Source organism: Nocardioides daedukensis, from assembly GCF_013408415.1.
GTDB classification, from domain to species: Bacteria; Actinomycetota; Actinomycetes; order Propionibacteriales; family Nocardioidaceae; genus Nocardioides; species Nocardioides daedukensis.
The window spans coordinates 942,484-964,569 of the sequence record NZ_JACCAA010000001.1 but is presented as its reverse complement, the minus strand read 5'-3'; the positions used below and the strand labels follow the sequence as shown (position 1 = coordinate 964,569).

The 22,086-nt window shown below is 69.1% G+C and carries 21 protein-coding genes; 10 read left to right on the top strand and 11 right to left on the bottom strand.

Features of this window, described 5'->3' with window-relative positions; all coding sequences use genetic code 11:
* Positions 1 to 8 precede the first annotated feature (8 nt).
* Both BJ980_RS04705 and BJ980_RS04700 read right to left on the bottom strand, forming a co-directional pair.
* Positions 9 to 452, bottom strand: coding sequence for a hypothetical protein (locus tag BJ980_RS04705; protein ID WP_179501223.1), 444 nt, complete (start codon positions 450 to 452; stop codon positions 9 to 11).
* Between the two features lie 44 nt (positions 453 to 496).
* Positions 497 to 1,291 (bottom strand): alpha/beta fold hydrolase, encoded by a 795-nt coding sequence (locus BJ980_RS04700; protein ID WP_179501222.1) that lies wholly within the window; start codon positions 1,289 to 1,291, stop codon positions 497 to 499.
* A gap of 128 nt (positions 1,292 to 1,419) precedes the next feature.
* Between BJ980_RS04700 and BJ980_RS04695 the strand changes: the two genes are divergently transcribed.
* The 5 genes from BJ980_RS04695 to BJ980_RS04675 all read left to right on the top strand — a co-directional run bounded on the left by BJ980_RS04695 (position 1,420) and on the right by BJ980_RS04675 (position 5,458).
* A complete protein-coding gene (locus BJ980_RS04695; protein ID WP_179501221.1) occupies positions 1,420 to 2,148 on the top strand; it encodes a 1-acyl-sn-glycerol-3-phosphate acyltransferase in 729 nt (242 codons plus the stop codon).
* 17 nt (positions 2,149 to 2,165) lie between these two features.
* On the top strand, positions 2,166 to 3,284 hold the full coding sequence (gene macS / locus BJ980_RS04690; protein ID WP_343047690.1) for a MacS family sensor histidine kinase: 1,119 nt from the start codon (positions 2,166 to 2,168) through the stop codon (positions 3,282 to 3,284).
* Positions 3,285 to 3,293: 9 nt separating this feature from the next.
* On the top strand, positions 3,294 to 3,818 hold the full coding sequence (locus BJ980_RS04685) for a flavin reductase (RefSeq protein WP_179501220.1): 525 nt from the start codon (positions 3,294 to 3,296) through the stop codon (positions 3,816 to 3,818).
* A gap of 29 nt (positions 3,819 to 3,847) precedes the next feature.
* Positions 3,848 to 4,498 (top strand): response regulator, encoded by a 651-nt coding sequence (locus tag BJ980_RS04680; RefSeq protein WP_179501219.1) that lies wholly within the window; start codon positions 3,848 to 3,850, stop codon positions 4,496 to 4,498.
* 66 nt (positions 4,499 to 4,564) lie between these two features.
* Positions 4,565 to 5,458: a hypothetical protein gene (locus BJ980_RS04675; RefSeq protein ID WP_179501218.1), complete on the top strand. Its 894-nt coding sequence runs from the start codon at positions 4,565 to 4,567 to the stop codon at positions 5,456 to 5,458.
* Positions 5,459 to 5,464: 6 nt separating this feature from the next.
* Here the strand turns inward: BJ980_RS04675 and glpK are convergent, their stop codons facing one another.
* Both glpK and BJ980_RS04665 read right to left on the bottom strand, forming a co-directional pair.
* Entirely contained in the window at positions 5,465 to 6,928 is a 1,464-nt protein-coding gene (gene glpK, locus BJ980_RS04670) for a glycerol kinase GlpK (protein ID WP_179501217.1), read from the bottom strand.
* Complete coding sequence (locus BJ980_RS04665) at positions 6,925 to 7,755, bottom strand: DUF1028 domain-containing protein (RefSeq protein WP_179501216.1); 831 nt, start codon at positions 7,753 to 7,755, stop codon at positions 6,925 to 6,927. Before BJ980_RS04665 ends, glpK begins: the two co-directional genes overlap by 4 nt.
* 198 nt (positions 7,756 to 7,953) lie before the next feature.
* Between BJ980_RS04665 and BJ980_RS04660 the strand changes: the two genes are divergently transcribed.
* The 3 genes from BJ980_RS04660 (at position 7,954) to BJ980_RS04650 (ending at position 11,920) form a co-directional block, all read left to right on the top strand.
* Positions 7,954 to 9,435, top strand: coding sequence for an amino acid permease (locus BJ980_RS04660; protein ID WP_179501215.1), 1,482 nt, complete (start codon positions 7,954 to 7,956; stop codon positions 9,433 to 9,435).
* A gap of 65 nt (positions 9,436 to 9,500) precedes the next feature.
* Positions 9,501 to 10,832 (top strand): class II 3-deoxy-7-phosphoheptulonate synthase, encoded by a 1,332-nt coding sequence (locus BJ980_RS04655; protein WP_179501214.1) that lies wholly within the window; start codon positions 9,501 to 9,503, stop codon positions 10,830 to 10,832.
* An 89-nt stretch (positions 10,833 to 10,921) separates the two neighbouring features.
* Positions 10,922 to 11,920: a threonine aldolase family protein gene (locus tag BJ980_RS04650; RefSeq protein ID WP_343047689.1), complete on the top strand. Its 999-nt coding sequence runs from the start codon at positions 10,922 to 10,924 to the stop codon at positions 11,918 to 11,920.
* Between the two features lie 66 nt (positions 11,921 to 11,986).
* On the opposite strand, the gene BJ980_RS04645 is transcribed toward BJ980_RS04650, so the two are convergent.
* Entirely contained in the window at positions 11,987 to 13,519 is a 1,533-nt protein-coding gene (locus tag BJ980_RS04645) for a hypothetical protein (RefSeq protein WP_218855409.1), read from the bottom strand.
* A 57-nt stretch (positions 13,520 to 13,576) separates the two neighbouring features.
* On the opposite strand from BJ980_RS04645, the gene BJ980_RS18680 reads away from it, so the two are divergent.
* On the top strand, positions 13,577 to 13,963 hold the full coding sequence (locus BJ980_RS18680) for a hypothetical protein (protein WP_218855408.1): 387 nt from the start codon (positions 13,577 to 13,579) through the stop codon (positions 13,961 to 13,963).
* A 256-nt stretch (positions 13,964 to 14,219) separates the two neighbouring features.
* On the opposite strand, the gene BJ980_RS04640 is transcribed toward BJ980_RS18680, so the two are convergent.
* The 6 genes from BJ980_RS04640 to BJ980_RS04615 all read right to left on the bottom strand — a co-directional run bounded on the left by BJ980_RS04640 (position 14,220) and on the right by BJ980_RS04615 (position 21,519).
* Complete coding sequence (locus tag BJ980_RS04640; protein ID WP_179501212.1) at positions 14,220 to 15,434, bottom strand: NADase-type glycan-binding domain-containing protein; 1,215 nt, start codon at positions 15,432 to 15,434, stop codon at positions 14,220 to 14,222.
* A 69-nt stretch (positions 15,435 to 15,503) separates the two neighbouring features.
* The gene (gene aroF / locus BJ980_RS04635) at positions 15,504 to 16,553 is read right to left on the bottom strand and encodes a 3-deoxy-7-phosphoheptulonate synthase (protein ID WP_179501211.1); all 1,050 of its coding nucleotides are present in this window, start codon (positions 16,551 to 16,553) and stop codon (positions 15,504 to 15,506) included.
* Between the two features lie 82 nt (positions 16,554 to 16,635).
* On the bottom strand, positions 16,636 to 17,583 hold the full coding sequence (locus tag BJ980_RS04630) for a DMT family transporter (protein WP_343047688.1): 948 nt from the start codon (positions 17,581 to 17,583) through the stop codon (positions 16,636 to 16,638).
* Positions 17,573 to 18,466 carry a deoxyribonuclease IV gene (locus tag BJ980_RS04625; RefSeq protein ID WP_179501210.1) on the bottom strand — a complete coding sequence of 298 codons (894 nt, stop codon included), beginning with the start codon at positions 18,464 to 18,466 and terminating at the stop codon, positions 17,573 to 17,575. Before BJ980_RS04625 ends, BJ980_RS04630 begins: the two co-directional genes overlap by 11 nt.
* A 17-nt stretch (positions 18,467 to 18,483) precedes the next feature.
* Positions 18,484 to 20,526, bottom strand: coding sequence for a Stk1 family PASTA domain-containing Ser/Thr kinase (gene pknB, locus BJ980_RS04620; RefSeq protein ID WP_343047687.1), 2,043 nt, complete (start codon positions 20,524 to 20,526; stop codon positions 18,484 to 18,486).
* 156 nt (positions 20,527 to 20,682) lie between these two features.
* Positions 20,683 to 21,519, bottom strand: a complete 837-nt coding sequence (locus tag BJ980_RS04615; RefSeq protein WP_179501209.1) for a transglycosylase SLT domain-containing protein — start codon at positions 21,517 to 21,519, stop codon at positions 20,683 to 20,685.
* A 168-nt stretch (positions 21,520 to 21,687) separates the two neighbouring features.
* Between BJ980_RS04615 and BJ980_RS04610 the strand changes: the two genes are divergently transcribed.
* Positions 21,688 to 22,074: an Rv2175c family DNA-binding protein gene (locus tag BJ980_RS04610; protein ID WP_179501208.1), complete on the top strand. Its 387-nt coding sequence runs from the start codon at positions 21,688 to 21,690 to the stop codon at positions 22,072 to 22,074.
* Positions 22,075 to 22,086 lie beyond the last annotated feature (12 nt).

The window sequence follows — 22,086 nt, the reverse complement described above, 5'->3', positions numbered from 1 at the left end:
TCGCGGACTCAGAGACGAGCGCCGTTGTCCCCCGGGTCGCGCGGCTCGCTCGACATCGTCTTGACCAGGTAGACGAAGCCTCCGACGAACGCTGCTGCGAGCAGGACGCCCCAGATCCCGGTGAAAGGACGCCCGGCGACGAGTGCGACGAGCATCAGCACGGGAGCACCGAAAAGTGCGATCCACGCCAGCATCCGAGCTGGCTCGGGCATCGGAAGCGGCGGCGGGGTGGGCGGGACGAAGCGCTCCTCCTCGCGCCATAAGGCACCGAGTGGATCCGGGTCCTGGAACGGGTCGGGAGCTTCCTGCTGCGGGAGAGCGTCGTACGCCGTCGCGGGCTCGTCGTCGCGATCCGGCGGAGCCGCGACGGGCTCGTCGGCCTCGATCGTCGGCGGGTCTGAGTAGTGCTCGACGATCTCCTTCCAGAGCTCGTCCTCGTTGCGCGGTTCCACCAATTCAGGATACGTGGGCGGTGGAGGTGGCTCGACTTCCTGACTCAGGCGGACTCGGGGCGCAGGGGGTGGGTCACGCCGCGGATGAACTCGAGCGACTCGGTGAAGATCGTCTCCGCGTCGTTGTCCAGCGTGGCCACGTGATAGCTGTTGGCCAGGCTGCGCTCGGTCACCTCACGCGAGCCGACCGAGTCCGCGATGATCCGTGCCGACGAGGGGTCCACGACGTGGTCGACACTCGAGCGCCACAGCCGGATCGGCGCGATCACGTCGTGCAGGTCGCGACGCAGCGGCTTCCACGCCCTGACCATCGAGTGCAGCGCATGCAGCGGAGTGCGTGCATAGCCCACCTCGTCCTGGCCGGGCAACTTGATGTCATTGCCGATGCCGGGCATCGACCCCACCAGCCTGCGCACCAGGGGAACCGCGAGCAACTGCTTGTTGCTCGACGCGACGGCGGGGTTGACGAGCATCAGGCCGCGCACCGACTCCTGGTGGTTGGCCGCGAGTCGCAACGCCAGGGCTCCGCCCATGGACAGACCGCCGACCACGACCTTGTCATTCTCGTCGACCAGCTTGGCGAAGACGCGCTCGATCTCGCCGTACCAGTCGTCCCAAGTGGTGGTGTTCATGTCCTGCCAGGTGGTGCCGTGGCCCGGCAGCAGCGGCACCTCGACGGCATACCCCCGCTCGGCCAGGAACCGGCCCCACGGCTTCATCGATGCCGGGGAGCCGGTGAACCCGTGACTCAGCAGGACGCCGACCCGTTGCGAGGGAGTGTTGGTCAACTCTGGGCGGGCCGGCACGGAGAGCGGTGCGACCAAGTCGTCAATGGACACGGGTGTGATTGTGCACCATTTCGTCACGCGGAGGTGGCTCCCCACAAGATCGGTAATGGGGCTACTGTTTTCACTGGCCACCGCCGCATGGCGCGGTGTCGCAACTCGCGCCAAGGAGGTTCGACCGGGTGTTCTACTGGTTCTTGAAGTTCATCGCCCTCGGGCCCATTTTGCGAGTCATCTTCCGGCCCACCGCGCAAGATCTCGACAACGTCCCCGAAACCGGCCCGGCGATCCTGGCCAGCAACCACCTGTCCTATGCCGACTGGCTCTTCATGCCGCTCACCCTGTCGCGTCGCGTCTCCTTCGTCGCGAAGGCCGAATACTTCAACTCGCCCGGACTCAAGGGCTGGTTCCAGAAGCACTTCTTCCGTGGCTCGGGCCAGATCCCGATCGACAGGTCCGGCGCCAACGCCGCGGAGGGCGCACTGCTCTCGGCGAAGCAGGTGCTGGCGCGCGGTGAGCTCTTCGGTATCTATCCCGAGGGCACCCGCTCACACGACGGTCGCCTCTATCGCGGCAAGACTGGCGTCGCCCGCCTCGCCCTGGAGACCGGCGTCCCGGTCATCCCGGTGGCGGTGATCGGCACCGACGTCGTCGCGCCTCCCGGCAAGAAGTTCGGCCGGATCATCAGGCCTGCCGTGCGTTACGGCAAGCCGCTGGACTTCTCCCGCTATGAGGGCATGGAGAACGACCGCTACATCCTCCGATCGGTCACCGACGAGATCATGTACGAGATCATGCGACTCTCCGGGCAGGAATACGTCGACCTCTATGCCGCGCGCGCCAAGGAGGAGTCGAAGCGTCTCGAGAAGGACGCCAAGGCCGCCGAGGGCGAGACGAAGAAGGCGTCCTGAGCGGGCCAGCCGTTCCGGTGTCCTCCGACATCGCCGTCGAGGACCGGCTCTTCCGTGCCCTGGCCGTGCTCCGGGTGGTGCTGCTCGGCAACGCCCTCGGGCTGAACATCTTCCGTTATGACAACTTCCAGCACCCCGGCCTGGGTGTGGGTGTCCTCGCAGCGATGCTGGTGTGGACCGTCCTGGTCATCTGGCGCTTCAGCGAGCACACACGACGTACGCCGCTCTGGCTCGGCCTTGACCTGGCTGTCGCGCTCGCGGCGCTGATCTCCACACCTTTCGTGAAGACCGAATGGTTCAACGCGTCGATCCCCGGCTTCTGGATCGCCGGCGCCCTGTTGGCGTGGGCCGTGCACTGGCGCATGCTCGGGGGCCTGGTGGCGGCGACGCTGCTGTGCGCCACCGACCTGCTGCTGCGCCAGGAGATCAGCCAGACCAACTACGGCCACATCTTCCTGTTGATGATCGCCGGACCGATCGTCGGCTTCCTGTGCGGCAGCCTGCAACGGATGGCCCGCGAGCGCGACGCCGCGGAACGGGCTGCCGCGATCGCCGGGGAGCGGGAGCGACTCGCCCGCGCGGTCCACGACGGGGTGCTCCAGGTGCTTGCCCTGGTCCAGCGCAAGGGCGCCGAGCTCGGCGGCGAGGGGGCCACGCTGGGCCGACTCGCCGGTGAGCAGGAGAACGCCCTGCGCTCCTTGATCCGGCAGCAGGCCACCCTGGACACGACCGACGCGCCGACCGATCTCACCGGCGAGCTGGAGCGGATCGGACTCGCTCGTCCGCCCACCACCAGCGTCGTCACACCGGGTACGACGATCGAGCTGCCCGCGGACACCGTCGCCGAGATCGTCGCCGTTGTCCAGGCATGCCTGGACAACGTGGTGGTGCACGTCGGCGAGGACGCACGTGCCTGGGTGTTGCTCGAGGATCTCGGCGACGCCGTCGCCGTCACCGTGCGCGACGAGGGCCCCGGCATCGCGGACGGACGCCTCGAGGAGGCCAGGCGGGCCGGTCGCCTCGGTGTCGCCTCGTCCATCCGCGGGCGCATCACAGACCTCGGTGGCAGGGCAGAGCTCTTCACCGGGGCCGGACAGGGCACCGAGTGGGAGTTCACCATCCCCAGGCCTGACTAGAGTCGTGCCGTGACCATCCACAGCGAGCACCCCTTCCTCGAGCCCGAGGCCAACCGCGATCCCGTACGCCGCCTGCGCGGCAGGCTGGAGGCTCCGGTGACGCTGTGGACCAGCGGGGACGAGAAGGCTCGCGCCGGGCTGACCGTCTCCTCGATCATGGTGGCCGCGGGGCCCGAGGGCAGGATCATCGGCCTGATCGACCCGGACTCCGACCTGATGGACCAGCTCCAGGAGACCGGCAGGGGCGTGGTCCAGCTGCTCCACCACGAGCATCATCAGCTTGCCGACGTGTTCGCAGGACAGGTGCCCGCGCCCGGTGGCCAGTTCGCCCAGGCCTCGTGGACGACGAGCGAGTGGGGACCGGTGCTGGACAGCGTCACCTCGTGGGCCGGCGTACGCCTGGAGTCGGTCGAGGAACGCGGCTGGTCGAACCTTGTCACCGTCGTGCTCGAGCATGCCGTCATCGGTGAGGAGAGCGACCCGCTGATCCACCGGCGCGGTCGCTACGTTCACCCACCCCGCCCCAGCCAGTGATCCGCGAACAGGATCCCGGAAGGACTCCCATGGACCCGATCCGCGTGATGGTCGTCGACGACCACCCGATGTGGCGCGACGCCGTCGAGCGTGACCTCAAGGCGGCCGGCCTCGAGGTGGTCGCCGTGGCCGCGAACGGCACCGAGGCGCTGGTCCGCTTCTCGGCGGCGCGGCCGCAGGTGGTCGTGCTCGACCTGCAGATCCCCGAGCCGAACGGCGTTGAGGTGACCGCCCAGATCGTCCGGGAGGACCCGGCTGCTCGAGTGCTGATCCTGTCCGCCTCGGGGGAGCAGGGCGACGTGCTCGACGCCGTGAAGGCCGGTGCCACCGGCTACCTGGTGAAGTCCGCCTCGCGCGAAGAGCTCCTCGACGCCGTACGGCGGGTCTCCCTGGGCGACACCGTCTTCACCGCCGGGCTGGCCGGGCTCGTGCTGGGCGAATATCGCCGGCTCCTCGACGAGCCCGCCTCAGGTGACAAGCCACAGCTCACCGACCGCGAGACCGAGGTGCTCCGCCTGGTCGCCAAGGGACTGTCCTACAAGCAGATCGCCGAGCGACTGGTCCTCTCCCACCGCACCGTGCAGAACCATGTGCAGAACACCCTGCGCAAGCTGCAGCTGCACAACCGGGTCGAGCTCACCCGCTATGCGATCGAGCAGGGTCTCGACGACGGGGACTGAGTCCGTCTTCGCCAGGCGTCGGTGGCCCGGCCGGGCCCGTCCCGGCGATGCTCCTATGCTCTAGGCGTGACCACGCTGCTCGAGGCTGCCGATGAGCTCTATGCGCTGACGCTGGCCGAGTTCACACCCGCACGCGACGCGATGGCCAAGCAGCTGCGCACCCAGGACCGACCGCTCGCCGACCGGATCAAGACGCTGCGCAAGCCGTCCACGGCAGCCTGGGTGGTGAACGTGCTCGCCCGTCGCGAGCACGAGCAGGTCAGCCAGGTGCTCGAGGTCGGAGCAGCCCTGCGCGAGGCGCAGGCTTCGCTCGACGGTGACGAGCTGCGTGCGCTCACCCGCCAACGTCGCCAGCTCACTGCCGCCCTCACCCAGCAGGCGCGTGCCCTGGCCAGCGAGGAGGGGCTGCGCGTCACCAGCGCCGTTGCCGAGCAGGTCGAGGCCACGCTCACCGCAGCGATGGTCGACGAGTCGGTGGGTGAAGCCGTGCGCAGCGGGTTGCTGATCTCCGCACTGGCCTCGACGGGGGTCGATGACATCGAGGTCGGCGACCACGTAGCCGTGCCCGACGCATTCGGCTTCACCCCGACTCGACGCGAGCCGGCCCCGTCGCGACCGCCGGAGCTGCACGTCGTACCGGACCCGGACGAGGTCGAGAAGAAGGTCGCAGCCGCGAGGGAGGACCTGGCCGCGGCCGACGAAGAGCTCGAGGCGGCCGGCGAGGCAGTCGACTCGGCGAAGGGGGAGGTCTCCGACCTTGAGGCCCGCACCCTGCAGCTGCAGGCGGAGATCGATGAGCTGCGCCGCCGTCTCGGTGAGCTCGAGACCGAGCAGGACGAGGTCGACGACGCGCTGGCCGACGCCCGGGTGGTCGTCGAGGATGCGCAGGCCGAGCTCAGCGCGGCCCGCGCCGATCGGGAACGTGCCGATGCGGCCCTGCAGCGCCTGCTCGGCTCCTGAGCAGGCTCAGGCCCAGGCCTTCGACCGCTCGACTGCCTTGAGCCACCTCGCGTGGCCGGCGTCTGCCTGTTCGCGCGATGCCCTCGGCTCGAATCGACGGTCCAGCTGCCAGGTGTCGCGCAGGTCGTCGGTGGAGTCCCAGACGCCACTGCCCAGGCCGGCGAGGAAGGCCGCGCCCAGGGCCGTGGTGTCCACGATCCTCGGCCGTTCGACGCCGATGCCCAGCTGGTCGGCCTGCATCTGGCAGAGCAGGTTGTTCGCCGACGCGCCGCCGTCGACCTTGAGCGCGGAGAGCGACGGCATCGTCTCCAGGACGTCGCGGACCTCGAAGGCGATCGCCTCTAGCGTCGCCCGCACGATGTGTGCGCGCGTGGTCCCACGGGTGAGGCCGAGGAGCAGGCCGCGGGCCTCGGGATCCCAGTGCGGCGCCCCCAGACCGGTCAGCGCAGGCACGAACACCACGCCCTCGGTCGAGTCGACGGTGGCGGCGATCGCCTCGGTCTCGGGGGCCGAGCCGATGATCTGCAGTCCGTCGCGCAGCCACTGGACCGCGGCGCCGGTGACGAAGATCGATCCCTCGAGTGCATAGGTGAGCCGGCCGTCGGGGGAGCGCCACGCAGCAGTGGAGAGCAGGCCTGCGTCGCTGCGTTCGAGAGTGCTGCCGGTGTTGGTGAGGATGAATGACCCGGTGCCGTAGGTGCACTTCACCTCGCCCGGCTCAAAACAGGTCTGCCCGAACAGTGCGGACTGCTGGTCGCCGGCGAGGCCCGCGATCGGCAGCGAGAGTCCGCAGAAGACCCTCGGGTCACTGACCCCGACCTCGCCCCAGTTCGACACGATCTCGGGCAGCGCGTCGCGCGGCACCCCGAACAGGGCGCACATCTCGTCCGACCAGTCGCCGGTGGTGAGGTCGAAGAGCAGCGTGCGGGACGCGTTGGAGACGTCTGTGACGTGCCACGTGCCGCGGGTCATCCGCGAGACCAGGTAGGACTCCACGGTGCCGATCGCATAGCGACCAGACTCGACCAGCGCCCAGGTGTTCGGCTCGTGCTCGGCCAGCCACATCAACTTCGTCGCGGAGAAGTAGGGGTCCAGGCGCAGCCCGGTGAGCTCGGTGACCCGTGCCTCGTGGCCGTCCTCGCGCAGTCGGTTGCAGATGTCTGCGGAGCGGCGGTCCTGCCACACGATCGCGCGTCGCGGGGAGCCCAGCGTCTCGCGGTCCCAGAGCATGATCGTCTCGCGCTGGTTGGTGATCCCGATCGCCGTGAGCTCTCCGTCGTACGACGCCAGCGCCTCGCGGGTCGCCTCGATCGTCGCCTGCCAGATCTCCTCGGGCGCGTGCTCGACCCAGCCCGGACGGGGAAAGTGCTGGGCGAACTCCTGATAACCCCTCGCGACGATGGCGCCCTCTGCGCTGACCACGATCGCGGTGACTCCCGTGGTGCCTGCGTCGATGGCGAGGATGCTCATGCCTGCGGCTCCGACCCGGTGCCCCGCAGGATCGCCAGCACCCGCTGGTCGATCCACGATCCGGTGGGCGCGACCCGCATCTCGAAGTTCTCGGTGCCCGCCCACTCGAGCAGGTCGTCATGACCCAGTGCCCGGACCAGCGCGGTGATCTCGGTGTCGAGCTCGGGGGTGATCACCACCTTGTCCTCCTCGGTGGTCGCGGTCAGGAAGAGGTCGTTCAGCTCGAGGAGCCTGGCCAGCTCGACGATGGGTCCGGTGTGGTCGTCCACCCTCAGGTCGACGGCGACGTCGTCGTGTCCGCCGTACCCCGCTCCGTCGCGCACGACCAACAGTGCGGCGGACTGGCGTCCGCGCTTGTCGCCTCCCGCCTCATCACCCGCCGTGAGTGCGGCGAGCAGGCGTTCGGCGAAGGGCAGGCTGGTCGAGCCGCACCAGGCCCGCTCCATCTCCTCGACGACCTCGGGACCGGTGAGGATGTTGCCCTGGATGGCATAGCCCTCGCCGGTCGCGCCACCGGCCCAGTCGAAGCAGGCACTGCCGGTGTGCGAGGCAGCGACCCCGTCCATGTCCACGATGCCCACCTGGCGATGGTCGCGGTCCGGGTCCTCCTCGAGCAGGTGCTGCAACGTGACGGGCGCGGTGGCCCCCTCGTCGAGGTGCGCCAGGGCAAGCCCCTTGTAGGCGACGTTCGCATTGGCCTGGGTCGCGATCGCACCGATGCCGGCCACGGCGGCGGGCACGGCATTGCCGACTGCGAGGAACTTGGAGGCCACGGCCACGCCCCAGGACTCGCCGTCGTCGGATCGGGCCACGATGGAGAAGGTCATGCCCGCAGGTTAGCCGTGACCACGCGCCCTGTCCCTGAGTCACGTCTCGGGCCATCTGCCGGACCATGTTCCCGGCCATGTCCAGGGCCACGCGGTGGCCAGGTCGGACTCCGGCACCGACACTCCGTCGGTGTGCCGGGGGGTGCGGACGACCCCCGATCGGTGCATGATGAATCGACCGACGTCTTGGGAGGAACAGTGAGCACCAGCGACACAGAAGTCATCGACGATGCCTCCGGCCCCGACGGCGCCCAGCTCAACCGGGTTCTGGGGCCAAAGCTGCTCCTGCTCTTCATCGTCGGTGACATCCTCGGTGCCGGCATCTACGCCGTCACCGGCACGATGGCCGCGGGTGTGGGCGGCATCGTCTGGTTGCCCTTCCTGCTGGCCTTCGCGGTGGCCTCGCTGACCGCGTTGTCCTACCTCGAGTTGGTCACCAAATATCCGCAGGCAGCGGGGGCCGCGCTCTACACGCACAAGGCCTTCGGCATCCACCTCGTGACCTTCATCGTCGCGTTCGCCGTGATCTGCTCGGGCATTACCAGTGCCTCGACCTCGGCCGTGACCCTGTCGCAGAACTTCTTCGGCGGGATGGCGGTCAACGGCATCTGGGACGAGAAGGTCGACGGCGCCGCGGTCACCACCGTTCCCGACGGGGTGATCACCCTGGTCGCGCTCGGCTTCATGGTGCTGCTGGCCGCGATCAACCTGCGCGGCGTGGGCGAGAGCGTGAAGTTCAACGTCGTGCTCACCGTCATCGAGATGGCCGCGCTGGCCATCGTGATCGGCGTCGGCTTCTATGCGATGTCCAAGGGCAGCACCGGGGTGGGCGAGCTGGTCGCCTTCCACGACTACCAGGACAAGGGCATGTTCATGGCGGTGACGGTGGCGACCTCCGTCGCCTTCTTCGCCATGGTGGGCTTCGAGGACTCCGTGAACATGGTGGAGGAGACCCAGAACCCGGAGAAAATCTTCCCGCGCACGATGCTGACCGGACTCGGGATCGCGGTGGTGATCTACATGCTGGTCGCCGTCTCGGTGGTGATGGTCATTCCGCCGGGTGAGCTGAAGGCCATCGGCGATGCCGAGGGCCGGGCGCTGCTCGACGTAGTCAGCCGCGGGGCGCCGGACTTCCCGATTGACCGGGTCTTCCCGTTCCTGGCCTGCTTCGCGGTGGCGAACACCGCGCTGATCAACATGCTGATGGCCAGCCGACTGCTCTACGGGATGGCCCGCCAGCGGGTGCTGCCGAGTCCCCTCGGCAAGGTCCTGCCCGGGGCACGTACGCCGTGGGTCGGCATCCTCTTCTCGACCTTCCTGGCCCTGGTCCTGCTCTGGTATGTCAGCAGCGATCCCGACAGCAACGTCGTCAAGAACCTCTCCGGCACCACTGCGCTGTTGCTGCTGTGCGTCTTCGCCGTCGTCAACGTGGCGTGCATGATCCTGCGCAACGACCCGCCGGCACCGGGACGCCATGCCTTCCGCTCGCCAGGGGTCACGCCCCTGTTGGCCGGGCTGCTGTGCGTCTTCCTGGTCGTCGTCCCGGGTGCGGAGCGCGACGCCGTCCAGTACCAGGTCGCCGGCGGTCTGCTGCTCGTCGGCCTGGTGTTGTGGGTGGTCACCCTCGTCGCCAACAAGCTGGACAAGGCCCCGACCGACGAGGTCTCGCGCGACGTGTGAGCTGGCCCGGTCCGCCGGGAGAGCGCTGTTGGGGCGGTGGCTGCGGTAGGTCGTAGTCTGGAGGCGTGATTCCCGATCTCGCAGCACTCCACGCGCAGGGCGCTGCACAGCAGCCGACGTACCCCGACCCCGCGGCGGTGGACCGTGCGGTCGCGCGACTGCGCACGTCCCCGCCACTCGTCTTCGCCGGCGAGTGCGACGATCTGAAGCTGAAGCTTGCCGCGGTCTCCCGCGGTGAGGCCTTCCTGCTCCAGGGCGGCGACTGCGCCGAGACACTGGCCGGGGTGACGGCGGACAACGTCCGCAACAAGCTGCGCGTGCTGCTGCAGATGGCCGTCGTGCTCACCTACTCCGGCTCGGTGCCGGTGGTGAAGCTCGGCCGGCTCGCGGGTCAATATGCCAAGCCCCGCTCGAGCGACACCGAGACCCGCGACGGAGTGACCCTGCCGGCCTATCGTGGCGACGCGGTCAACGGCTTCGACTTCACCCTCGAGGCGCGCACGCCCGACCCGCAGCGACTGGTCGATGTCTACAACGCCTCGGCCGCCACGCTGAACCTGATCCGCGCCTTCGTCAACGGCGGCTACGCCGACCTGCGCCAGGTGCACACCTGGAACAACGACTTCGTGCGCGAGTCGCCGCACGCCCAGCGCTACGAGCAGATGGCGAACGAGATCGAGCGTGCGCTCACCTTCATGAAGGCGATCGGCGCCGACCCGGACGAGTTCCACCGCGTCGACTTCCACTCCAGCCACGAGGCGCTGGTGCTGGAATACGAGCACGCGATGACACGCATCGACTCGCGGACCGAGAAGCCGTACGACGTCTCTGCGCACTTCGTCTGGATCGGTGAGCGCACCCGCCAGATCGACGGCGCGCACGTCGACCTGCTCAGTCGCATCCAGAACCCGATCGGTGTGAAGCTCGGCCCGACCACGACCGCGGACGACGCGCTGGCCCTGGCGGCCAAGTTGAACCCCACGAATGAGGAGGGTCGGCTCACCTTCATCACCCGCTTCGGTGCCGGCAAGATCCGCGAGGGCCTGCCGGACCTGGTCGAAAAGGTGACGGCTGCAGGAGTCAACGTGGCCTGGGTCTGCGACCCGATGCACGGCAACACGTTCACGGCATCGTCGGGCTACAAGACCCGCGCCTTCGACGACGTGATCGAGGAGGTCCAGGGCTTCTTCGACGTGCACCGAGCGGTCGGCACCTGGCCCGGCGGCGTGCACGTCGAGCTCACCGGTGATGACGTCACCGAATGTGTGGGCGGTGGCGAGGAGCTTGCCGAGATCGACCTGGGCAACCGCTACGAGTCGGTCTGCGACCCGCGCCTGAACCGGGTGCAGTCGCTGGAGCTCGCCTTCCTCGTCGCGAAGATGTTGCGCAAGGCCTGAGGGCTTCCGTCCCTCTGGCCAGCGCGGCACGTGGGGGAGGCTCGAGGGGGAGCGGCGGGGGCATCCGTCCGGTGCGGCAGGATGGCCGGGTGAGCGAGATCGTCGACCTGCGCAGTGACACCCTGACCAAGCCCACCGCTGCGATGCGCAGCGCGATGGAGGCCGCCGACGTCGGTGACGACGTCTATGGCGAGGACCCGACGGTCCGGCTCCTGGAGGAACGGGTCGCTGATCTGTTCGGCCACCAGGCGGCGCTGTTCACTCCCACCGGCTCGATGGCCAACGTGCTCGCCGTGCGCACCGTCGTCGGCGTCGGGCAGGAGGTGCTGTGCGAGTCGCGGGCCCACATCGCCCGCGCCGAGCTCGGTGCGCATGCCGCCTACACCGGCCTCACCATGCGCACCTGGACCACGCCCGACGGCTCGATCGACCTGCCGGCGATCAAGGCTCTCTTCGCGCCGGACATGGGGCCGTTCTTCGTCCCCACGGCCGCCATTGCCGTGGAGAACACCCACAACTTCGCCGGTGGATCGGTGATTCCGATCGAGGACCTGCGGGCGCTGAAGGACTTCACCGTCTCGGCAGGGGCCGCGGTGCACATTGACGGAGCCAGGATCTGGAACGCGCACGTCGCGACCGGCACCTCCTTGGCCGACTACGGCCGGACCAGCGACGTGATGGCGGTCTGCCTCTCGAAGGGGCTCGGCGCACCGATCGGTTCGCTGGTGGTCGGCTCGCAGGACGCGATCGACGAGAGCCGGATCTGGCGCAAGCGGATGGGTGGTGGCATGCGGCAGGTGGGAATCCTGGCCGCCGCCGGCCTGCACGCGCTCGATCACCACATCGAACGTCTGTCGCAGGACCATGCCAACGCAGCCCTCCTCGCGGATGCGATCGGCGCAACATCCGCGACCAACATCGTCGTCGCCGACGTCCCTGACGCAGTCGCGATCGTGGCCGCCGCGCGCGAGGAGGGTGTCTGGGTCTCCGCAGTCGGGCCCACCACGGTCCGGGCAGTGACCCACCTCGACGTGGATGCCGCCGCGGTTCGTCGGGCAGCCGACGTACTGGCGCGACTGCTGGACTGAGCCACGCACGGACGGCGACAGCCGCCGCCCCCTCGTGGGGCGACGGCTGTCGTTGCGTGTGTCGAGCTACTGGCCGGGGTTCCAACCGCCGGGCTGGCCGCCCTGCGGAGGCTGCTGGCCGTACGGCGGCTGCCCACCGCTCGGGGGCTGCTGCTGCCATCCCTGCTGACCGGGCTGCTGGCCGCCCTGCTGGGGAGGCTGGTTGCCCCACTGCTGCTGGCCGCCCTGCTGGGGAGGCTGGTTGCCCCACTGCTGCTGGCCGCCCTGCTGCGGGGGCTGGTTGCCCCACTGCTGCTGACCGGGCTGACCACCGGGCTGACCGCCGTACTGCGGGGGCTGGTTGCCCCACTGGCCGCCCTGGGGCTGGTTGCCCCACTGCTGCTGACCGGGCTGGCTCTGGAACTGGTTGGACATGGCCTGGGCCTTGCCCTTGAGCGAGTTGATGTCCAGGTTGCCGGTGAAGAAGAGCACCGCCGCAGCGACCACGATGGAGAACAGGAAGAAGAACGCAGTCGTCTGGAAGGCATCCATCCCGAACCAGGCAGAATATTTGTTGGTGTCGCCGTCGAACTCCTGCTTCCCACCGATGTGCGCGTTGGAGAAGCGCACCATGAACGGGATCGCGATGATGAGCAGGCCCAGGTAGACCAGCGTGTGACGCAGGATCTTGGACTTGTCGAGCGACTTCCACACGATCGCGTAGACGCCGGCCACCATGACGGCCAGGGCGATGAGGGGTGCGATCCAGAACAGGACACCGTTGTCGTCGGCGAAGTCGGGGAGCCGGTCCAGATCCTCTTCCTTGTCACCGTCGGACTTGTAGACGATGCCGAAGTTGGAGAACACGCCGAGCGACACCAGCCGCAGGCCCAGCGCCGGCAGGACGGCGAGAAGGCGCATGATCTGGTCGAAGGATCGTGCATCTTCCTCGCCGATGATGATCGCGAGCAGATAGATCAACCCAGCCACTGCGGAGGTGGCTGCCACGGCAGCGATGCCGAGCATCGGCATCCTCAACCAGTCGTTGACCTGCTGTGCCTTGGCGGGCAGCCAGTCGCGGCGCACGAAGACGGCAATGGCCAGCACGGTCAGGGTGAGGAAGAAGGTGATGAAGATGGCTCCGGCAATCGAGTTGAACGCCTTCTCGGCATCCACGAGGCCCAGGCCGTCCGCGCCGTTCGTGTCACCGTCGCCGCTGGCATAACCGGTGGCATCCGGGCTCCAGATGCGCACCACGATGGCCAGCACGAGCACGCCGAGCATCAGGATCAGGGCCGCGCGCACCGCGTCGAGGATCGCGTCGAGATAGTGGCGGTAGTTCGCCGTGGTGCGTCGGAACAGCCACACGGCCACGCCGAGCGCGAGCACGGTGACCAGGAGCGGGTACTGCCCGATGTGCTGGGTCGCCTCGATGTCACCTTCACCCATGTCGCCGATGATGTTCGAACCGAAGGTCGACACCGCCAGCATCAGGGTCATTCCCAGTGCCTGCACGAAGTCGAAGTTCTCCATCGTGGTGAAGGCGAACAGTGCGCCACCGATCAGCGCGACACCGAGTGCGGCGCCGGCGACCATCGCGGCGCCCGCCCAGTTGCCCACCAGGAGCTTGGAGAAGTCGAACGACGGCTTGCCCTGCTGGCCGTACTGCGGCTGGGAGTGCTGTCCGGCGAACTGCTGACCACCGAACTGCTGTCCCTGCGGGGCGCCGTGCTGCGGCTGGCCCTGCTGGCCGGCGAACTGCTGACCCTGGGGTGCGCCGTACTGCGGCTGGCCCTGCGGGGCGCCGTACCCGGGCTGACCGCCCTGGGGTGCGCCGTACGCCGGCTGCTGCGGCTGGCCCTGCGGCGCGCCATATCCGGGCTGACCGCCCTGGGGTGCGCCGTACTGCGGCTGCTGGGGAGCCGGGGGCTGCGCAGACCACTGCTGGGCGGGCTGCTCGGCACTGTGTTGACCGCTGTGTTGACCACCGGGCTGACCACCGGGCTGACCACCGGGCTGACCACTGGGCTGACCGCCCGACTGCGGGCCGGTGCTGCTGCCTGACGGACGGATCTGCGTGACGTCCTCATTGCCCGAGGCCGGTGCTTGCGGCGCTGCAAGAGAAGCTCCGCAATTGCCGCAGAAGGGCCGGTCCACGCCAACGTGCGCACCGCATTGGGGGCACTGGCTCATGGTGTGACTCCGATCGTCGTTCGAGTGAGACTGTCTGTGGGCGTCACCTTAGTCGTCACGCACGTGCGTGCGCGCGAGGAGAACGCCCGGCCCCGGTCTCTACCCGATTCGCCGTGGGATCAAACCGTCAACCGGCAGTCCGTCCCCGGACCTGGACCTCGCTGATCGCGGTGACGTCCTTGGCGAGCTCCCCGGTGGGCTTCCCGCTGACCTTGACGATCTTCATGATCACCGTGCTGGAGGTGACGTCGCTGATCGCCAGGACCTGCATCTCCTTGGTCTCGCTGAGCTTCTGGGAGATCGTGGTCCCGTCGTCGAAGATCCACTCGACCTCGAGGATGCGGCGGTTCTTGGAATACCAGTCGACGGTGCGGCCACCGGCCCGGTCCGTCTTGGCATAGCCGTTGATCACGCCGACCTCGAGCACGGAGGCGTCGCTGGGCAGGGCGAGGGTGATCGACTTGCCCTGGGCAGCGCCCGGCATCCGGTAGGCCGTCTCGGGGTTTCCGTCGAGGACGTTCTCCACGGGATAGGTCACGGGCTTGCCGGCGAGGTCCACGCCGGGCTTGATCGGCTGCGGCCCGGTCGCGGTGACCTGCTCGGTCAGGTCGGCCGGCGGCCCGCCGCTCTCCGTCGGAGCGGTCGGTGACGGTGACTGTGACGTCGAGGGTGACGGGGACGCAGAGGGCGAGCCCGACTCGGCGGTGCCGCGCACATCGGGGTCGTCGCCACCCCGGTTGCCGAGCCAGATGCCGAGGGCCAGCATTGCGACCATGGCGAGCACCAGCGGGATCGCCCAGAGGGCCTTGCGGCCACCCTTCTTGCTCGTGCTGCCCAGGTCCTCGCGGTGCGAGCCACCCTGGGGCGCCCCGGCGGTGTGGGCCGGGTGCGGTGCCGGCTGCCAGCTGGCGGCACCGAAGGCTGCCTGTGACCCGGCGACCGGCGGGACGAACGGGTGCTCGGTCGGCGCGGCACCGGCTCCCGCAACGGTGGGCGGGCCGTCGTGGTGGCTCGCAGCGTCGAAGGAGGCGGTGGGGGCGTACGGCGACTGTGCCGGCAGCGTGGTCTCGAAGACGGCGCCCGCGGCAACACTGTCGTGCGCGACCGGATGCTGGGCCGTCGGCCCTGCGGAGCCGGTGCGTGGTGACTCGTCGGCGAAGAGGGGGAAACGGGTGCCGGTCGCCGCGTCGGGCTGGACCGCGGGGAGGCGGATGTTGGTCTTCTCCGCCTCGCTCTCGGCGTGGAACGTGCCGGTCTCGGAAGCCTGCACGACGGGGGCTCCACAGTTGGTGCAGAAACGGCCGACGCCGAGAACGGCGCCGCAGCTCTTGCAGAAACTCATCGATCCTCCCTCATTCATCGCGCCGAAAGCCTAGGCGACGCGTCAGAGAAGGGCGAAATGCGAGGTTCTTCAGCCTTGCCGGGTCACGGTGGCTGCGCTGACCCGCCCGAGCACCGGGGGGAGGCGGCGTACCGCCTTGGCCAGGTCACGCAGCTCGGTGCCGTCGAGAGCCTGCGGGCCGTCACACAGCGCCAGCTCGGGCTTGGGGTGCACGTCGACGACGATGCCGTCGGCACCGACGCCGATGGCGCCACTGGCCAGCGGTACGACGAGGTCCTTGCGCCCGGCGGAGTGGGACGGGTCCACGATGATCGGCAGGTGGGTGGTCGCCTGCACGACCGGCACCGAGGAGAGATCGAGGGTGTTGCGCGTCGAGGGCTCGAAGGTGCGGATGCCGCTCTCGCACAGGACGATGTCGAGCAGTCCCCGTTGGGCGATGTATTCGGCGGCCATCAGCCATTCCTCGATCGTCGCGCTCATCCCGCGCTTCAACAACACCGGCTTGCCGGCCTCGCCGACCGCCTGGAGCAACCCGAAGTTGGCCATGTGCCGGGTGCCGATCTGGAGCATGTCCGCATGACTGGCAACCAGCTCGACGTCACGGGAGTCGACCACCTCGGTGACGAACGGCATCCCGGTCGCCTCGCGCACGCTGGCCAGGATCTCCAGGCCGCGCTCGCCCAGACCCTGGAAGGCATAGGGGGACGTGCGCGGCTTGAACGCACCGCCGCGCAGGATCGTGGCACCGGCGGACTGCGCCATCCGCGCTGCCTCGACGGTCTGCTCAGGGGACTCGACTGCGCAGGGACCCGCGATCAGGGTGAACGAGTCGGGGCCGACGGGAACCTGGCGACCGGGCTGCCCGACCCACACGGTCGAGCGTTGGGCATGGTGCTGTCGGCTGACCAGCTTGAACGGGTCCGAGATGCGGTGCACGTCGGCGACCCCGCCCAGGGTGCGCAGGTTGAGGTGGTGGAAGGACTCGATGTCCCCGACCAGGCCGATGATCGTGCGGCTCATCCCACGCGAGACGAAGGCCTCCCCGCCGACGCCCTCGACCCGGGAGACGACGCGCGCGATGTCCTCCTCGGTGGCTTCGGGGGACATGACGACGACCATGGATCGAGACTAGTGGCGAGGGCCCGTGGTCCGAGAGGTTATTCAGGATGCGAACACCCGCCTCAGTGGTGCAACTGGCGGCTCAGACGGCGATGTGGGTGACCTCGGCCTCGATCCGCCGGCGGGGAACCAGCTCGGCCACGACCATCGCGGTGAAGACCATCAGACCACCACAGGCAAGCCGGACGGTGAGGTCCTCCCCGCCGGCAAGGACTGCGAAGAAGGCAGCGAAGACCGGCTCCATACTCATGATGATCGCGCTCCGCGTCGGCGGCAGGTGCGCCTGCGCCCAGGTCTGTCCGGCCATGGCCAGGGCCCCGGCGACGATCGCCATGTAGAGGATGCTGAGCCAGTCCGCGCCGTTGTCGGGCACCTCGATCCCGTTGGGGACCGCGCCGACGAAGCAGACCACCGAGATCACCGCGAGCTGCAGGATCGCCATCCCCATCGCCTGGTCCGGGTCGGACCAGGCGCCGAGACCGACGATGTGCAGGGCATAGACCACCGCGCTGAGCAGGGTCAGGCTCTCGCCATAGCCGAAGGCCAGCCCACCCGGGTGCAGCGTCAGCACCGTGATGCCCGCCATCGCCAACCCCACCGCACCCCAGGTGACGGCCGTGATCCGGGTGCGCAGCAGGAGCGCGGCCAACAGCGGCGTGAAGATCACATACAGGCCGGTGACGAAGCCGGAGACCGAGGCTGCGGTGTGCGCCAGCCCGACGGTCTGCAACACCTGGGCTCCTGCATAGAGACAACCCAGGACCACGGCCTGTCGCCGTGAGGCAGCCGAGAGCCGGGCGAGTGCGCGCGGGAAGAGGAGCAGCAGGGCAACCGTCGCGATCGGGAACCTGATCGCCAGGAAGTCCAGGGCGCTGATCCGGTCCGAGAGGTCCTTGATCAGGAAGAAGGTCGATCCCCAGGCTGCGGCCATGGCCAGGAGTGCCAGCGAGGCCAGCAGCTGGGTGGTCCGGCCGTCATCGGCTGCCCGATCAGCCGAGGCCGGGCTGGTGGCGCTGGGGTCAGTCCCCACGAGCCTGCTCGCGCAACTTCTTCAGCAGGTCCACGTCGGGGTTGCCGGCCTCGCGTGACCCGGGTGTCTCGAGGATGAACGGCACCCCGTCGGTGGCCGGGTGGGCGAACAGGTCGCGGAACGACGCCTCGCCGATGTGCCCGGCCCCGATGTTCTGGTGACGGTCCTTGAACGCGCCGCGCACGTCCATCGAGTCGTTGGCATGGATCAGGCGCAACCGGCCCTCACCGCCGATCTCGACGATCTGGTCGACGGTGGCGGCGGTGCCGCCCTCCTCGTCCAGGGGCGCTCCGGCCGCGAAGACGTGGCAGGTGTCCAGGCAGATGCCCGCCTTGGGGTGCATGTCGAGGGCCTCGAGGTAGGGCGCGAGGTCCTCCACCCCTGCGCACAGCGAGCGTCCCTGACCGGCAGTGGGCTCGAGCAGCAGCCACGGTGCGGCCTCGTCCTCGATCGCGTCGAGGAGCGGCAACAGGCCCTCGCGCACCTGGCGCATGGCGGCGGCGTACTTCTCCTTCGAGCCACTGGGGTCGACGAACGAACCGGTGTGCACGACCACGCCCTCCGCACCGATCTCCGCGGCCCGCTTGAGGTTGTGCGCCACCGTGGCAACCGACTTCTCATAGGTCGCCGGGGTGGGGGAGCCCAGGTTCACCAGGTAAGGCGCGTGGATGAAGGAGCGGATGCCGCCGGCCTCGCACTCCTCGCGGAACCTGCGGTCCTGGACCGGGTTGCCGGCCGAGGCCGCCCAACCGCGAGGGTTGCCGACGAAGACCTGCAGCGTCTCGCAGCCCAGCTCGTGCATGTCGACCAGCGCGCCCGCGGCCAGACCCTTGCCGACGGTGACGTGGGTGCCGATGGGATTGCGGAGCGAGGCTGCAGACATGTGCCGCAGCGTAGTCGTCAGACGATGGTGATCGTGACGGTGCTGCCCTTGGCGGCCTTGCCGCTGCCCGGTGACTGGGTCAGCACGAAGTGCAGTCCGACGTAGTTCTGGTGCTGCTTGACCTCGACCTCGAAGCCGGCCGCCTTGAGCCGCTTGATCGCCGCCTTCTCGCCCATGCCCCGGACGCGGGGTACGTCGACCAGCTCGGGGCCCTTGGAGACCTCGAGGTTGACGGTGTCGCCCTTGAACAGCTCGCCGCTGGACGGGTCCTGGCTGATCACCTTGCCCTCGTCCACGGAGTCGCTGAACGACTCGGTGCGCTCGACCTTGAGGTCGAGGTCCGACAAGGCCTTCTCGGCGTCGTCGGCGGACTTGCCGGTCCAGTCGACGACCTTGATCGGCTTGGGTCCCTTGCTCAGCTCGATGTCGACCGTGGTGCCGGGCTTGAGGCTGGTGCCGGCCTTGGGGTCGCTGCGGATGACCTCACCGGCGGGGACCTTCTCGGAGAACTTCTCGATCGACCTGCCGAAGTCGAGGTTGGCGTCCTGGATCGCCTTCTGGGCCTCGTCCTCGGTGCTGCCTGCGACCTTGGGTACGGCGTACCGTTCCGGCCCCAGTGAGAGGGTGACGGTGACCGTCCCGCCGTCGAGCACGCGATCGCCCGCGGCCGGGTCGGAGGAGAGGACCATGCCCTTCTCGACCGTCTCCGAATAGGCGGGATCGCCCTCGGCATAGTCGAGGCCCGCGCCCTCGATCTTCTTCTCGGCCTGGGCCGCCGTCAGCGAGAGCACCCCCGGTGCGGAGGTGTAGCGGGCGAACCCGAACCACCAGGCGCCCAGGCCGAGTGCCAGGGCGAGGAGCGCGGCGATGACGAGATAGAGCGCGCCACGTCGGCGTCGTTGCGGTGACTTCTCCGGGGCCGGCTGGTGGCCCGACTGGCGTGGGCCGGCGTTGTCACCGGGCGGGCGCAACGCGCCGGCCTCGATCATGCTGGTGTGCTCGGAGGCTCCGGTGCCCGCCTGCTCGAGTGGGTCCTTGGCGGTGTTCTCTCGCGGACCCGCCCCGGCCACTGCCGCGGCTGCGACCTGCCCGGAGCCGTCGGCGTGCTCGTGGGTGGGTGCGTCCTCGATCTCCCGTACGACGCCTGAGGTGGGGGAGAGGTCGGCCACCAGGTCGGGATCGTCGAGGATGCCCTCGTCGAGTGCCTGGCGGACCCGGTGGGCCTGGTGCAGCAGGACGCCCGCGTCGGCCGGTCGCAGGCCGCGATCGCGCGCGGTCGCGCGGGCGACGAGCGCGTCGACATAGGCGGGGATGCCGGGGACGGTGAGCGAGGGAGCCGGGATGTCCTCGTGCACGTGCTTGTAGGCGACCTGGATGGGGGACTCGCCCTCGTGGGGCTTGCGGCCGGTGAGGAGCTCGTAGAGCACGACCCCGGCGGCGTACACGTCGGCGCGAGCATCTGCGCGACCGTCGATGACCAGCTCGGGCGCCAGGTAGGAGACCGTGCCGATCAGTACACCACCGGTGGCGGTGTGCTGGGTGTCGGCGCTGATCGCCTTGGCCAGCCCGAAGTCGGCGACCTTGACGCGTCCGTCGGGGGCGATCAGGACGTTCTCGGGCTTGATGTCGCGGTGGATCAGGTGTGCCTGGTGGGCCGCACGCAGGGCGGCCAGGACCGGTTCGAGCAGCGCGAGGGCCTTGCGGGGGTCCATCGGCGCTTCCTTGCGGATCACGTCGCGCAGGGTGTGCCCGGGGACGTACTCCATCGCGAGGTAGACGGTGCCGTGCTCCTCGCCCTGGTCGAAGACGCCGACCACGTTGGGGTGGGACAGCCGTGCCGCGTGGCGGGCCTCGCGCACGAACCGCGCCGCGAAGTCGCCGTCGTCGCCCATCCCCGGGTGCATGATCTTGAGCGCGATGACGCGGTCGAGACGCTCGTCGTGGGCCTCGTAGACCGAGGCCATTCCGCCGCTGGCGATGCGCGACTCGATGCGATAGCGCCGATCCAGCAGTCGCCCGATCAACGGGTCGCTGGGATCCCGTTGTGTGCGTGGCTCCACTGTTCGACCTCCGTGCGCGCGGCTGGATGGGGAAGGATCCGCCGTGGGCAATCCTACGGACTACCCACGAGCGGACCCGTCCTGCGCGCCTGTCGGCGTGGCGTGGTGGCGCTGCCGGTGCCCAACAGGGGGCCGAGCAGAGGACTCAGGCAGGACTCAGGAGGGATCCCAGCCGGATTCCAAGCGGTCCTGGAGGGCCTTCACGTTGCGCACGTAGCGCACCGAATCGCGGTAGATCCCGTGGCGGCGGACCGCACCGAGGCCCTGGTAGTAGGCCGCGACCTGGTGGGTCGTGCTCGATGTCTGCTGGCCGAGCACCTTGAGCAGGAGAACCCCGGCGGCGACGTTGTCATAGACGTTGCGCAGGTCCAGCGTGCGGCCCGCGTAACCCTCCATCCAGTCTCCGGTCCCGGGAAGGACCTGCATCGCCCCGATCGCATTGGCCGAGGAGACGTGATGCATCTGCCAGCCTGCTTCCTGCCAGGAGACGGCGAGGGCCAGCTGCGGGTCGACCCCGTGTCCGCGGGCGGTGCGGATGATGACGTTGCGCACCGCTGCCTTGCTGGGTCGGGTCTGCCACGCGGTCGACGTCGAGCGGGTGCGCGGTGCGGCCGGCTTCGCCTGTCGCGTGTTGCTCGTGGCGGAGGATCCGGAGGTCCGCGACTTGCGCGCAGCTGCGGTGACCACGGGGATCTGGATCCTCTGGCCCACCCGCAGGCGGCCGTTGCCGTCGAGGTCGTTGTAGGAGATCAGCTCCCGGGTCCAGGCGTGATACCTCACCGCGAGCCCGGTGGCGGTGTCGCCGGCCTTGACCGTGTAGGGAACGAGGTCGCGACCCGGAGGCAGCTTCTCCTCAGCCGATGCCTGGCTGGTCAGGGTGGGCGACAGGGTGAACATCAGCGCACCGGCCGAGGTGGCGGCGACCAGTCGCGCCAGGCGACCGAGGAGGGGTGGTCGAGCGTGTCGTGCGGGACGGTGAATGGGGGAAGACATTGCGGGTTCCCTTCATCTCTCACCCGGTGCCCGGGGTTCCGAGGACCCCGATGGCGCAGACGGGCAACCCGTCGACGGTAACCGCAGTGACCGGTGATGCTCAAGGGGCGGGTGTGGCAGGAGGTGCGACGGGCCGGTTCAGCGCCAAGATGTGGAAGAGTTGGCGCCATGAACGATGTTGCTTCCTCCAGTGCCCCCACGCCCGAGTCCGACCTGGGTGCCCTGGTGGGCGAATGGCTGGACTGGTCCGAGACGGCGTCAGCTCTGGGCGTGAGCGTGAACAAGGTCCGGACGATGATCCGCGAGCACGAGCTCGCCGCGGCCGTGCCCTCACCCGGTGCCGGTCAGAAGGTGCCGGCCCTCTTCGTCCACGACGGCCTGATCGCCAAGGGTCTCCCCGGGCTGCTCACGATGTTCCACGACGGTGGCTGGAGTGACCGCGAGTGCATCGAATGGATCTACACCGACATGGGCCTGCCCGGTCGCCCGATCGACGCGCTGCGTGAGAACCGTGGCTCCGAGGTGAAGCGACGGGCCCAGGCCGAAGCGCTGTGAGGCGCTCCGCGA

Coding starts and splice junctions, on each gene's coding strand:
- BJ980_RS04680 (WP_179501219.1), top strand. CDS start 3,848: ATGGACCCGATCCGCGTGATGGTCGTCGACGACCACCCGATGTGGCGC.
- glpK (WP_179501217.1), bottom strand. CDS start 6,928: ATGAGCATCCTCGCCATCGACGCAGGCACCACGGGAGTCACCGCGATC.
- BJ980_RS04665 (WP_179501216.1), bottom strand. CDS start 7,755: ATGACCTTCTCCATCGTGGCCCGATCCGACGACGGCGAGTCCTGGGGC.
- BJ980_RS04640 (WP_179501212.1), bottom strand. CDS start 15,434: ATGAGTTTCTGCAAGAGCTGCGGCGCCGTTCTCGGCGTCGGCCGTTTC.
- aroF (WP_179501211.1), bottom strand. CDS start 16,553: ATGGTCGTCGTCATGTCCCCCGAAGCCACCGAGGAGGACATCGCGCGC.
- BJ980_RS04625 (WP_179501210.1), bottom strand. CDS start 18,466: ATGTCTGCAGCCTCGCTCCGCAATCCCATCGGCACCCACGTCACCGTC.
- BJ980_RS04615 (WP_179501209.1), bottom strand. CDS start 21,519: ATGTCTTCCCCCATTCACCGTCCCGCACGACACGCTCGACCACCCCTC.
- BJ980_RS04610 (WP_179501208.1), top strand. CDS start 21,688: ATGAACGATGTTGCTTCCTCCAGTGCCCCCACGCCCGAGTCCGACCTG.